Source organism: Hylemonella sp. P2_B10 (genome assembly GCF_056404875.1).
In genome coordinates this window covers 89229-101576 of record NZ_JBFUDE010000006.1, presented here as the reverse complement: position 1 = coordinate 101576, position 12348 = coordinate 89229, and the positions used below count along the sequence as shown (strand labels likewise).

General features: G+C 66.2%; 10 protein-coding genes. 2 read left to right on the top strand and 8 right to left on the bottom strand.

The window, feature by feature from the left end:
- Window positions 1-3 precede the first annotated feature (3 nt).
- Complete coding sequence (locus tag AC1DX2_RS23295; protein ID WP_477198814.1) at window positions 4-1800, bottom strand: peptide ABC transporter substrate-binding protein; 1797 nt, start codon at window positions 1798-1800, stop codon at window positions 4-6.
- Window positions 1801-2185: 385 nt separating this feature from the next.
- Here AC1DX2_RS23295 and AC1DX2_RS23290 point away from each other — a divergent pair, with 385 nt between their 5' ends.
- Both AC1DX2_RS23290 and AC1DX2_RS23285 read left to right on the top strand, forming a co-directional pair.
- Entirely contained in the window at window positions 2186-3025 is an 840-nt protein-coding gene (locus AC1DX2_RS23290) for a hypothetical protein (protein WP_477198813.1), read from the top strand.
- On the top strand, window positions 3022-3426 hold the full coding sequence (locus AC1DX2_RS23285; RefSeq protein WP_477198812.1) for a hypothetical protein: 405 nt from the start codon (window positions 3022-3024) through the stop codon (window positions 3424-3426). Before AC1DX2_RS23290 ends, AC1DX2_RS23285 begins: the two co-directional genes overlap by 4 nt.
- Window positions 3427-3435: 9 nt before the next feature.
- Here the strand turns inward: AC1DX2_RS23285 and AC1DX2_RS23280 are convergent, their stop codons facing one another.
- From AC1DX2_RS23280 to AC1DX2_RS23250, 7 genes are all read right to left on the bottom strand, one after another.
- The gene (locus AC1DX2_RS23280) at window positions 3436-4869 is read right to left on the bottom strand and encodes an efflux transporter outer membrane subunit (RefSeq protein ID WP_477198811.1); all 1434 of its coding nucleotides are present in this window, start codon (window positions 4867-4869) and stop codon (window positions 3436-3438) included.
- Window positions 4870-4901: 32 nt separating this feature from the next.
- Window positions 4902-6098, bottom strand: a complete 1197-nt coding sequence (locus AC1DX2_RS23275; protein ID WP_477198810.1) for an efflux RND transporter periplasmic adaptor subunit — start codon at window positions 6096-6098, stop codon at window positions 4902-4904.
- Window positions 6088-9303 carry an efflux RND transporter permease subunit gene (locus AC1DX2_RS23270; protein ID WP_477198809.1) on the bottom strand — a complete coding sequence of 1072 codons (3216 nt, stop codon included), beginning with the start codon at window positions 9301-9303 and terminating at the stop codon, window positions 6088-6090. The genes AC1DX2_RS23275 and AC1DX2_RS23270 overlap by 11 nt, the downstream gene beginning before the upstream one ends.
- Window positions 9304-9393: 90 nt before the next feature.
- Window positions 9394-9894, bottom strand: coding sequence for a MarR family winged helix-turn-helix transcriptional regulator (locus AC1DX2_RS23265; protein ID WP_477198808.1), 501 nt, complete (start codon window positions 9892-9894; stop codon window positions 9394-9396).
- Window positions 9895-10231: 337 nt separating this feature from the next.
- Window positions 10232-10807 carry a hypothetical protein gene (locus tag AC1DX2_RS23260; protein WP_477198807.1) on the bottom strand — a complete coding sequence of 192 codons (576 nt, stop codon included), beginning with the start codon at window positions 10805-10807 and terminating at the stop codon, window positions 10232-10234.
- Window positions 10808-11137: 330 nt separating this feature from the next.
- Complete coding sequence (locus AC1DX2_RS23255) at window positions 11138-11782, bottom strand: glutathione S-transferase family protein (protein WP_477198806.1); 645 nt, start codon at window positions 11780-11782, stop codon at window positions 11138-11140.
- 144 nt (window positions 11783-11926) lie between these two features.
- Window positions 11927-12343: a PaaI family thioesterase gene (locus tag AC1DX2_RS23250; protein ID WP_477198805.1), complete on the bottom strand. Its 417-nt coding sequence runs from the start codon at window positions 12341-12343 to the stop codon at window positions 11927-11929.
- Between the last annotated feature and the right edge of the window lie 5 nt (window positions 12344-12348).

Sequence of the window (12348 nt, the reverse complement as noted above, 5' to 3'; positions counted from 1 at the left end):
GCTTTAAGCGTCTCGGTACCAGTTGTGCAGCGCAGAAAAGTCCAAATCCCAGCCGGACAATTGCGCCGTCAACTTCAGCGACACGCCGCGCACGCGCGGGCGGCTGATCAGCGGCACACAGTAGCCGTCCTTGATGACCAGGTCGTTCATCTTGATGTACAGCGCGGCGCGCTTGACCGGGTCCAGTTCCACTTGGCCGGCGCGGAAGGTGGCGTCGTATTCGTCGTTCTTCCAACGGTTGATGTTGCGGCCCTGCCACTTGTTGGCCTTGCTGGAAATCTCCCAGGACACATACTGGTCCATGAAGCGCTCGCCATCGGGCTGGGTCATGGTGGTGGTGTACATCTGCATGTCGGCCCAGAATTTGCCGTAGGTGTCCGGGTTGGCAACGTCGGAGGAGAAGAACACCGAACCCACCACGGATTTCAGTTCCAGGTCGATGCCGGCTTTCTGACAGGCCTGCTTGATGATGGCCTGCTCCTTCTGGCGCGTCGGGTTGATGGACGTCTGGAACAAGAACTTCATCTTCTTGCCGTCTTTTTCGCGTATGCCGTCGCCGCCCTTTTTCCAGCCCGCCGCGTCCAGGATCTGGTTGGCCTTGTCCACGTTGAACTCGTACTTGGTGTTGGGCGACTTCAGCTTGGGCGGGTTGTTCAGGAAGTTGCTGGTGGCAAAGCCGGTGCGGCCATAGATGTACTGCTGTATGCCGGCGCGGTCCGCCAGCAGCGCCATGGCTTGGCGCACCTGCGGGTCGGTGAAGGCGAAGTGCTTGGACTTGATGCTGCCGCGCTCGCCGTCGACCTCGTTGGCCGGGTCGGTGGGGTTCAACTGGATGAACTCGATGTCGCCGCTGGGAATCACGTGGGCCTTGCCCTTGCCGCCGGCTTCCATGCGCAGCAGCACTTCGTCTTCCACCTGCAGGTTCCAGGCGTAGTCAAACTCGCCGGTCTGCAGCACCGCGCGCGCGGCCGAGGTGGCGTCACCGCCGCCCTTCATCTCGATGGCGTCGAAATACGGCTTGTTGGGCATGTGGTAGCTGGTGTTGATCTCGCCGCGCACGATATCGCCGGGCTTGAAATCCACAAACTTGTAGGGGCCGGTGCCCACGGGCTTCAGGTTGTTGGGTGCCTCGCGCGACTTGGCGCCGATATAGGGCCCGAACAGGTGCTTGGGGATGATCATGCCCTCGGCCGCCACGAAGGCTGCCGCCCAGAACGGCGTGGGCTTGGAGAAGGTGATTTTCACGGTGTGCGAATCGACCTTCGTCACCGTGATGTCCTTGTACACGCCACTGGTCACGGCCGCCGTGGCCGGGTCCTTGGCGTATTCCCAGGTGAACACCACGTCGTCGGCGGTGAAGGGCTTGCCGTCGTGCCAGGTGACGCCTTTTTTCAGCTTCCAGGTCACCGTCTTGCCGTCCTTGGACAGGCCGCCATTGGCGATGCTGGGGATTTCAGCGGCCAGGATGGGCAGCAGGTTGCCGTCGTTGTCCCACACGGCCAGCGATTCGTAGAAGATGCGCGAGCCTTCCTGGTCCTTGGTGCCGTTGGCAAAGTGCGGCTGCAGCAACGTCGTGCCCTGCCACCACAGCACCTTCAGCAGACCGCCGCCGCCGCGCTTGGTGGGCTTGTAGGGCGCCACGTTCATCTGCGCATTGGCCACGCCAGCGCTCATCAGCAGTTGCGAGGCCAGCGGAGCCGACAGGCCCAGGGCGGCCATGCGCTGTATGAAACCCCGGCGCGGCAACCGGCCGGTACGTACGCGTTCAATCAGGGCGCGCAGCTTGCGTTCTTCTTCCATGGGGTAGCCTTCCAACGGTGTGGGCGGAATGTAAAGTGATTGAAATGTAGCGCAATCCCCGAGCCGGCGACAAGATAAATGGCTAGTGGTTTGCCCTGTTATTCAATATGGGCTGGCTTGGTGCGAAAAGGGCACTGTCGCAGTGCGGTGTGGTCGTTTTATTCCCATTTTTGGTGAGCTGTAGGTCGCCTGGGGTTGCCTGGCGGCCATGTGGGTGGCCATGCGAGCATGGTGACCCTCCTCAGGGAGCAATTCGGATGCCACCTGCCTTCAAACCCTGCTGGGAGGCAGATGGCGGGAGCGCCACGCAGTACCGACAAGCTCATGGCGCGGAACGTGTTGCATCGAACGGACGGAAGGGTGGTGGTTGCGGCATAGTGGCGGCATGTTGTCACACCCCGCCGTCTTCCTGGGCCACCGTGGTTGGCTGTTCGCCGCCGCCGTGGGCCTGATGGCCGCGAGCGGCGGCGCCTGGGCCCAGGCGCCTGCTGCGGAACCCTCGCTGCCCCAGGTCACGGTCAAGGCCACGCGCGACCCGGTGGAGAAGTCTTATCGCAAGATGGTGCAGGGCATGGACGTGTTCGAGCGCCTACACGCCATGGCGCCGCAGGCCACGCTGCGCTACAAGCTGCTGCCGCGCCAGCCCGGCACGCCGCTGGACGGCATTGTGCTGAAGGTGGTGGGCGACACCATGGCGCTGAACATACCCATTGCCGCCGACTACACTTTCACACTGCCGCGCGACAAGCGCGCCATGGACGAAGACGCCCAGGTCATTCCCAACCGCAAGACCCGCAGCATGACCTGGCGCACCGACATCCGCACCCCCGGCTTGCCGGCCAACGTGCGCCGCCTGGGCGACCTGCGGCTGGAATGCGAGGTGGGGGTTGAAGCCAACCTGCTGTCCGAGAACCTGCCGCTGCTGGGCCCGCTGGTGCGGCTGATGTCCGGGCCCGAGGGCATCTGCCGCAGCCAGCCGTCGCGCTACCTGCTGTTTGCCGACAAGCCGGTGTTTGGCGTCACCATGGTCCATGGCAGCCGCCGCTGGGTGGTGCCGGTGAATTACCTGTACATGGCGCAGTCGGTGCAGAAGGTCTCGGCCAGCGAGCTGAGCCGCTCCGACGCCCAGTCGCTGCTGGACCGCACCTATGCCGTGCCGCTGGGCGACCGCAGTTGGCCGGACGACACGCTGATCGAGTTCGACTGGATGGAGGACGGCGCATGAACGCCCGCATCGCCTCGTTGTTGCTGGGCCTGGCCGTCTGCGTGGCTCTGGGCGGTTGCGCCGCCACATCGGTGGCGCGCAAGCTGGCCAATCAGGCCGGCGCGCGCACGCCGGTCAAGTCCGAGCCGGCAATGGCCCAGGTGCGGCCGGGCGCCAGCACCCGCGAAGAGCTGCTGGCTACGCTGGGCCCCACCACGGTGGTGCGCTTTGACACCGGCTACGAGGTCTGGGTCTACCGCCTGAATGCCGAGCGGCCCGATCTGCCGCCCAAGGGCGAATTCGTGGTGTTGGTGGCGCCCTCGGGCCTGGTCACCAAGACCCGCGTGCGCATCACGCCGCTGGTCGCGCAGGACAAGGGCCCGCCCGTGCCTGAGGAGGAAAAGGACGAGGGCGGCGCCTGACCGTACGCCCTAGGGCGCGTTGTAGGGGGCCGCAGCCCACCCGCCGCCCAGCGCCTTTACCAGCTGCACGCTGGCGCGGCGCTGGCGGTTGCCCAGGTCCAGCGCATTGCGTTGCGCCTGCAGCGCAGCGGCCTGGGCGGTGACCACTTCCAGGTAGTTCACCACGCCTTCGCGGTAGCGGCCGGTGGCCAGGTCCAGCGCGCGCTGGGCGGCGGCCACGGCGGCGCGCTCGGACTGGGCGGCACCATGGTAGTGGTTCAGCAGCGCCAGGTTGTCCTCTACCTGCTGGAAGGCGCCCAGCACGGTGCCGCGGTAGCGCGCGGCGTTCTCTTCCAGCACCGCCTGCACGCGCTCCACCTCGGCCTGGCGCCGGCCGCCGTCGAACAGCGACACGAACAGCGTCGGACCTATGGCCCAGAACAGGTTGGGCGAGCGCACGAACTGGTTGATGTCGCTGGTCTGGTAACCGGCCTGCGCGCTCAGGTTCACGGTCGGGAAAAAGGCCGCCTTGGCCACGCCCACGCTGGCATTGGCGGCCACCATGCGCCGCTGGGCGGCGGCGATGTCGGGTCGGCGCTGCAGCAGCGTGGAGGGCACGCCGATGGGGATCTTGGGCAGCGTGATCTCCCCGGTCTGCGGCGCCAGGCTGAAGCTGGAGGCCGACTCGCCCACCAGCGCCGCGATGGCATGCTCCAGCACCGCGCGCTGCGCCAGGTTCTGCGCGGCTTGCGAGCGGGACGACTCCAGCTGTGTCTGCGCCCGCGCCACGTCCAGCCCCGAGGCGATGCCGCCGCTGTGGCGCGACTGCGTCAATTCGAGTGCGCGGGTGTAGGCCGCCACCGTGTCACGCAAGAGCGCGCCTTCGCGGTCCAGCCCGCGCAGCGCAATGTAGCTGTCGGCCAGCTGGGCCTGCAGGCTCAGGCGGGCCGATTCCAGGTCGGCCTGGGCGGCCTGCTGGCTGGCGTCGCCGCTGGCCACCTGGCTGCTGACGCGGCCCCAGAGGTCGAATTCGTACTGGAAGTCCAGCCCCAGCGTGTAGGCGCCATACTGGTCGGGCGAGGTCGGCCCCAGCACGCGCAGCGGCCGCATCTGCGACTGCTGGTTGCGCTGCAGGTTGGCGTTGGCCCCCAGCGTGGGGAACTGCGCGGCGCGCAGCTGGTCGGCGCTGGCGCGCGACTGCTGGTAACGCGCCAGCGCGGCGGCCAGGTCGGGGCTGTTGGCCAGCAACTGCTTTTGCAGCGCGTTGAGCTGCTCGTCGCCAAACAGCGTCCACCAGGCTTCGCGTGGCAGCGCGTCGGCGGGTTGGGCCGGCGTCCACGGCGCGGCCTCCTTGAAGGCGGCACCGGCCGGCACCTCGGGCACTTTCAGCACCGGGGCCTGCGAGCAGGCGGCAAGCACCAGGCTGGCCAGCAGCGCACACAGCGGCAGGGCCGGGCGGGGCATGCGGTGGTGCGGCTTCACGTGCGGCCCGGGCATCACTTGGCGACGGCCTTGGGCGCGGCGGCCTGGGCGATGCGCACCTCGTCGCCATCCACCACACCGTCGGGCGGGCTCTCGATCACCTTGTCGTCGGCCGACAGGCCCGAGGCCAGCTCGATCGTCTTGCCGAAGTCGCGCAGAATGGTCACGGGTTTCAGCTTGACCTTGTTGGCGCCGTCCACCGTGGCCACGCGCAGGCCCGATTTGTCAAAAATCAACGCGCTGGGCGGAATGCTCAGCGTCTGCTCGTTCACCGGCAGGTCCAGCTTCACGCTGGCAAAGCTGCCCGGCAGCAGCTCGCCCTTGCTGTTGTCCACCGACAGCTGGATCAGCATGCTGCCAGAGCCGCTGGCCACCGCCTGCGACATCGATTCCACTGCGGCGGTGTAGACCTGGCCCGGCCGCTCGGGCACTTTCAGCTGCGCCTTGCCGCCGCGCTTGATCAGCGCCACATAGTTCTGCGGCAGGCTCACATACACGCGCAGTTTGCGCGTGTCCGACACCACGAACAGCTCCTGCCCGGCGCCGCCGCCCCCGGCGTTGATCAGCGCGCCCACGTCGGTGGTGCGGGCCGTCACCGTGCCGTCAAACGGCGCCACGATGCGGGTGAAGTTCTTGGTCGCCAAAAAGCGGTCCACATTGGCCTGGGCGGCGTTCACCATCGCCTGCTTGGTGGCGGCGTCGTTGGCCTTTTCGTCGGCCTCCTGGCGCGACACCGAGTCGCTGGCCAGCAGCGACTGCCAGCGCTTGGCGGTGGCCGTCGCCAGCGAGGCGTTGGCCTGCGCGCTGGCCAGGTCGGCCCTGGCCTGCAGCAGTTGCTGGTCCAGGTCGGGCGTTTCGATTTCGGCCAGCAGCTGGCCGGCCTTCACCGGCGTGCCGATGTCCACCTTCCAGCTCTTCAGGTAGCCGGCCACGCGGGCATAGATGGGCGCGCGCGCCTGCGCCTCCAGGCGGCCGGGCAGCTCCAGGCCGCTGCCGGCGCCGGTGCCAGCACGGCCCGGCGCGATCAGCACCACGGTGGGGATGGCCTGGGCGTCGGCGCGCTCTTTCAACGCGGCGGCGTCGGAGCGGCGGCCCACCACGCCGATCACCACCACGGCCAGCGCCAATACGGCCAGCGTGATGCCGCCCAGCCGCAGCGCGCGTGGCGAGATGGCGGGGGGGCTGTTGGGGGTCGGGTTCTCAGGCTGCATGCAACTCTCCGGAAACGGGGCGGGGCGCGGGTTTGTGGCGCGCGTGCGCCATGCTGAACACCACGGGCACAAACATCAGCGTGGCCACGGTGGCAAAGATCAGGCCGCCGATGACGGCTCGGCCCAGCGGCGCGTTCTGCTCGCCGCCTTCACCCAGGCCCAGCGCCATGGGCAGCATGCCGATCACCATGGCCAGCGCCGTCATCAGCACCGGGCGAAAGCGCACGAAGCCGGCGTCCAGCGCAGCGGCGGTGGCGTCGCCCAGCTCTTCCAGCCGCTCGCGCGCAAAGCTGATCACCAGCACGCTGTTGGCGGTGGCCACCCCCATGCACATGATGGCACCGGTAAGCGCCGGCACCGACAGCGTGGTGCGGCTGGCAAACAGCATCCACACAATGCCGGCCAGCGCCGCCGGCAGCGCGGAGATGATCACCAGCGGGTCGCGCCAGGACTGGAAATTGACCACGATCAGGAAGTAGATCAGCACGATGGCGCCCAGCAGGCCAAACAGCAGGCCGGAGAAGGCGCTCTCCATGGTGCGCACCTGGCCCATCAGCGCCACGCTGGAGCCCTTGGGCACATCCGCAGCGGTGTCGGCCATCAATTGGCGGATGTCGGCCGCCACCGCGCCCAGGTCGCGGTCCTGTGTGGTGGCGTTGATCTGGACCATGGTCTGGATGTCGTACTGGCTCAGCACCGCGTTGCTGGTGCGGCGCGAGAACTCGGCCAGGCCGCCCAACACCTGCGGCGTGGCGTTGCCGGCCGCTGCGGCGCCTGCGCCGTTGATCGGCAGGTTGGCCAGCGCCGCCATCGAGTCCAGGCTGTACTGCGGCACCTGCATCACGATGGGGTAGGACACGCCGTTGGCCGGGTTCAGCCAGAAGGTCGGCGCCACCTGGCTGCTGCCGGCCAGGTTGACCACCAGGCTGTTGGTGACGTCTCGGGTGGTGATGCCCAGCTCCTGCGCCCGCGTGCGGTCGATGCTGACGTCAAACACCGGGTTTTTCATCGACTGCTGGATGCGCGCGTCCGCCACCCCGGGGATGCGTTTGATCGCCTTCAGAAGCTTGGTGGCGTATTCGAAGTTGGCCTGCAGGTTGTTGCCGCGCACCTGCAGGTCAATCGGTGCAGGGGCGCCAAAGTTCAGGATCTGGCTGACGATGTCGGCCGGAGGGAAGGAAAACGTGGTGTCCGGAAACAGCCGGGGCAGCACCTCGCGCAGCTCGCGCACGTAGTCGGCGGTGGGGCGGTGGTCCTTGCGCAGCGCGATCTGGATGTCGCCGTCCTGCGCGCCGATGACGCCGGTGTTGTTGTAGGTCAGGTTGATGGAGCTGGGCGGCAGGCCGATGTTGTCCACCAGCGTGGTGATTTCCTCGGCCGGGATCACCTTGGCTATGGCCGCTTCGATGGCGGCGAAGCGCGCGGCGGTTTCCTCCACCCGGGTGCCCACTGGCACGCGGGCGTGCATCAGGATCTGGCCACCGTCCACCGACGGGAAGAAGTTGCGCCCCAGGAAGGGCGCCAGCGCGAACGAGCCCATCACCACCGCCATGAAGCCGACCACGAACACCTTGCGGTGGGCGAGGGCCAGCGCCAGCAGGCCGCGGTAGCCATCGCGAAAGCGCGCAAAGCCGGCCTCGAAGCCGCGCTGAAAGCGAATCAGCGGGTTGCGCGTGGGCGGCAGCGTGGCGGCGTTGCCATGCAGGTCGGTGTGCGGCGCGTGGGGTTTGAGCAGGTACTTGGACATGGTGGGCACCAGCGTGCGCGACAACACGAACGAACACACCATGGCAAACATCACCGCCTCGGCCATGGGCACGAACAGGAAGCGCGCCACGCCCTGCAGGAAAAACATGGGCACGAACACGATGCAGATGCACAGCAGAGACACAAAGGCCGGCGTGACGATCTGGCGCGCGCCGTCCATGATGGCGGTCTCCACGTCCTTGCCCTGCTCCAGGTGCCAGTTGATGTTTTCTATCGTCACCGTGGCGTCGTCCACCAGGATGCCCACGGCCAGTGCCAGGCCGCCCAGCGTCATGATGTTCAGCGTCTCGCCAATCGCCGCCAAACCGATCAGCGAACCCATGATGGACAGCGGGATGGACACCGCGATGATCACCGTGGAGCGCCAGCTGCCCAGGAACAGCAGGATCATCAGGCTGGTCAGCGCGGCGGCGATTACCCCTTCCACCGCCACGCCGCTGATGGCGGCGCGCACGAACAGCGACTGGTCGTTGATGGGCTGCACCGTCAGGTTGGGCGGCAGCGAGGCCTTGATCTGCTGCAGCTTGGCGCGCACGCCGTCCACAATGGCCAGCGTGGAGGTGGCGCCGTTCTTCAGCACCGACATCAGCACCGAACGCCCGCCGTCCACGTGCACCACGCTGGTCTGCGGCGAATTGCCGTCGTGCACGTTGGCCACGTCGCGGATGTAGACGGTGGCGCCGTTCACCACCTTGATCGGCAGGTTGCCCAGGTCGGCAATGGCCGAGGGCGAGTTGTTCAGTTGCAGCGTGTATTCCAGGCTGCCGATCTTTTGCGTGCCAATGGGCACGATGACGTTTTGCGCCGCCAGTGCGTTGGCCACGTCCTGCGCCGACAGGTTGCGCGCCTGCAGCGCGCTGGAATCGAGGTCGATCTGCACCAGCCGCTGCTTGCCGCCATAGGGGAAGGGGATGGCCGCGCCGGCCACGGTGACCAGTTGTGGCCGCAACTCGTTGACGCCGAGGTCAAACAGGTTCTGCTCCGACAGGCCCTTGCCCGACAGCGCCAGCTGCAGGATGGGCACGGTGGAGGCGTTGTAGTTCAGGATCAGCGGCGGCGTGATGCCTGGCGGCATCTGGCGCACCACCACTTGCGAAATGGCGCTGACCTGGGCATTCGCCACCGCGATGTTCACGCCGGGCTGGAAGAAGATCTTGACGATGCCGACGCCAGCATAGGAATTGGCCTCGATGTGCTCGATGTCGTTGACGGTGGTGGTCAGCACCCGCTCGAACAGCGTGGTGATGCGCCCGGCCATCTGGTCCGGCGGCAGGCCGGTGTATTGCCAGGCCACCGCAATCACCGGGATGCGGATCTCGGGGAAGATGTCGGTGGGCGTGCGCAGCGCCACCAGCGGCCCGGTGATCAGCAGCAGCAGCGCCAGCACGATGAAGCTGTAGGGCTTGCGCAGCGCGACGCGGACGATGTCTACCAGCATGAAGGTTCCTTGCGTGGCGTGCCGGGGCGGCTTGCGCAGGGGGGTGAAAATGCAGTGTGCGGCATGTGCAATGGCCCGGGGTTCATGGGGTTAAGGCTCATGGGTGAGGGCCGAGGCGCTGCCGGGCATCAGGGCGTCCAGGTTGGCGTGCACCCGCTGCAACAGACCCATCAGCTGGGCGCGCTCGGCCTCGTTCAGGCCGGCCAGCGTCTCGCCGCGGGCGCGGTCCGACACGCGCCAGATTTCTTCCAGCTTGGCCTGCGCGGCCGGGCGCAGGTACAGGCGGTGGGCGCGGCCGTCCTCGGGGTCAGCGCGGCGCTCTATCAGGCCGTCGGCCTGCATGCGCGTCACCAGCCGCGTCATGGTCATGGCGCCGGTGTCGGTCAGCTCGGCCAGCCGCACTTGCGAAATGCCCTGGTTGCGCTGCAGGTAGCCCAGCACCTTGCACTGCGCCAGCGTCAGCTCCAGCCCGGTGGAGTGGCGCTCGAAATTGCGCGTGTACAGGCGTGCCACGTCCTTGATCAGGAAACCGAAATTGCGCAGGTTGTCCATCTGAGCCGAGACCAGTGCCACCGGAGAATGAGGTCGCAAATACTATCATGTGATACGAACGAGGCGAGGGCTGAAGGGTATCGCTGGTGTAAAGCGTGTTTTTTGGACGCCGACGCTTTCAGGGATCGCCGGTTTGCGGTCGCCGACGACGCTGGTGCGCGTGGCTACGCGGATGTCCCCCGGGCCTGCGGCCCTCCTCCTTGATTCCGCTCCGCCACACGCCCCAGCGTCGCCGGCGGCGTGGCTGGGCTGGCGCGCATTGGTGGCAACCGCCTGAGCCGTGTGGGTGCCATAGCTATTGCGCCGCTAGGGGAGGGTAGATCTATTAGCCTTGCGGCGCCAAGGTGAGAAGTCCTTTCGATCGAAGGGTTGGAAGTCATGGTCTTTCCGCCTCCACAGGGAGTGGCGGACGTTGAGCGCCCAACGGCATATAGAAATGACGCTCAATCACCCGTTGGGTAACCTGACAAGCGAGCACTACGTGGCTGGCCTCAACAGGACTATCCGAGTATGGGTCGGTGAAGTGGGCCAAGCCTTTGTTGGCTGCCCCTATCGCAGAAGCTACGGCCAATTGAGCGAGCGCGGGATCGTGAGGGTGTGCAGCCCCAACTTCTTCCGGGCGCACAAGTGGCAATGGGCCCGCTTTAGACGTAAACATTTCGATGCCTATGTCATCTCTCTTCCGTCGGGAAACGTCGATTTGGTTGAGAGACGACCCCGAGGCTTTTAGTCCGACGAACTCCATCAGTGCGCGAACGTTAAGGATTGCAATCTCAAAAATTGGGTTCGTGAACATAGACGTGAGCCCTTTGAACTGGCGCTTTCCGTCAACGAGAATTTCCATGGGTCGTGGTTCCTCCCAACGTAACCTGAACTCCAACATTAACTCGGCAATGCTGAGCGCATCAAGGCGATGTGGCATCAATCTGGTGAGATAGTCGCTTTGATCCATTGGTTGTGCCTAACTTTGATATGGCCCGCAGAAGAGGGGATAACTTTGCCGTATGTGAAAAGCCGTGGCGTCCGACAAAGTTGTCACCGTGTTGTAGCCTCGAATCAGTCTAAATGGCAGTACGCAACTTCCCAATCTCCCAATAGAGGGAAAAAGAGACCCGGTTCCGGGACCTAGCGAGGGCACTGTGTGCCAACTACGCTGGCAAGATCAGGTCGATGCGGCATTCGGCGCAGCGGCATCAAGGGGGAGGCCCGAAGGGCCGGAGGACAGCCGCGGAGCCGAGTGCCGCGTCGGCCTGATCCTGCGGACCAAGCAGACGTTGAGCCATCAAGAGGCAACCGGCGGCAGCTCCGGCGCATCCAACCCTGCAAACGGGTCTGCCCAAGCTGGCAGCGCCATTAGCCGCTGGTGCCATGCCGCCACCGACGGGTAGTCGCCCAGCGGCAACTGCGCCGCATCGTTGAAGGGCAGGAAGGTGGCCATGCGGAAATCGGCATAGCTCAGTCCACTGGCCAGCAGCCAGTCACGCTGGCGCAAGTGGGCGTCAAGAATGGCGGCGCGCTCCTGGAAGTCTGCCAGGCCCTGGGTCACCTGCGCCGGGTCGATAGGCCCCAGCTGATAACGCTGTTTGGTGCCACGCTCAAAATGCACGACGTCGCAAGCGCGCACGAAGTTGAAGTGCGCCCAGCTGATCCAGCGGATCATGTCGGGCAACTCCGCGCCGCTGCGCCAGAAGTCGGAGTTGACCATCTGCGACAGCCGGCAAGCAATGGCATCGGCTTCCCACAGCGAACCACCTTCTTCGGCCAGGATGGGCAGGCGAAGCGACGGGTTCAGCGGCCGGAAGACCTCTATCTGGTCGGGGGCGAGCGGCGCGGCCCATTGCAGGCTGACCGGTGCGGCCAAATGCCTGGCTACAGCCACGGCGAGTCGGGGGTTGGGATTGCGTGAAAAGTAGAGGGTGGCAGTCATGGGCAGAGGGGGTGACAAGATCAGGTCGTGGTGGCGTTCAGCGCAGCGGCATCAAGGAGGAGGGCCGCAGGCCCGGGGGACAGCCGCGGAGCTGAGCGCCGCCGCGGCCTGATCCCGCCAACCATGGCGGCGATTCGGGAAGTCTCATTTGGCTTTCGGATGCAGCACCATCTGCGTGCAGCGAAACAGCGCCAGCGTCTTGCCGGTTTCGCGGTGCGTCACCACCGCGTCCCACACCTGCGTGGTGCGGCCCAGGTGCACCGGCTTGGCCACGCATTCGATGTGGCCGTCCAGCGCCGTGCCCAGGTGGTTGGATTTCAGCTCCACCGTGGTGAAGCCGGCCGCCTCCTTGGGCAGGTTCAGCACGCAGCCGTAGCCGCAGCAGCTGTCGGCCAGCGTGATCACGCTGCCGGCGTGCATGTAGCCGTTGGGCGCCATGGTGTGCTTCACCACCGCCAGTTCGGCGCGCAGCTCGGCCTTGCTGGCGTAGGTGATGACCACGCCCACATGGCCCGGCAGTTTGCCGACGCCGCGCTCGTTGAATTGCTCCACCGTGATCATGGTTG

What these genes read in the sequence shown, in the direction of transcription:
- AC1DX2_RS23280 (WP_477198811.1), bottom strand. Translation starts at nt 4,869, where the DNA reads ATGCCCCGCCCGGCCCTGCCGCTGTGTGCGCTGCTGGCCAGCCTGGTG.
- AC1DX2_RS23270 (WP_477198809.1), bottom strand. Translation starts at nt 9,303, where the DNA reads ATGCTGGTAGACATCGTCCGCGTCGCGCTGCGCAAGCCCTACAGCTTC.
- AC1DX2_RS23260 (WP_477198807.1), bottom strand. Translation starts at nt 10,807, where the DNA reads ATGGATCAAAGCGACTATCTCACCAGATTGATGCCACATCGCCTTGAT.
- AC1DX2_RS23255 (WP_477198806.1), bottom strand. Translation starts at nt 11,782, where the DNA reads ATGACTGCCACCCTCTACTTTTCACGCAATCCCAACCCCCGACTCGCC.
- AC1DX2_RS23250 (WP_477198805.1), bottom strand. Translation starts at nt 12,343, where the DNA reads ATGATCACGGTGGAGCAATTCAACGAGCGCGGCGTCGGCAAACTGCCG.
- AC1DX2_RS23275 (WP_477198810.1), bottom strand. Translation starts at nt 6,098, where the DNA reads ATGCAGCCTGAGAACCCGACCCCCAACAGCCCCCCCGCCATCTCGCCA.
- AC1DX2_RS23290 (WP_477198813.1), top strand. Translation starts at nt 2,186, where the DNA reads ATGTTGTCACACCCCGCCGTCTTCCTGGGCCACCGTGGTTGGCTGTTC.
- AC1DX2_RS23295 (WP_477198814.1), bottom strand. Translation starts at nt 1,800, where the DNA reads ATGGAAGAAGAACGCAAGCTGCGCGCCCTGATTGAACGCGTACGTACC.
- AC1DX2_RS23285 (WP_477198812.1), top strand. Translation starts at nt 3,022, where the DNA reads ATGAACGCCCGCATCGCCTCGTTGTTGCTGGGCCTGGCCGTCTGCGTG.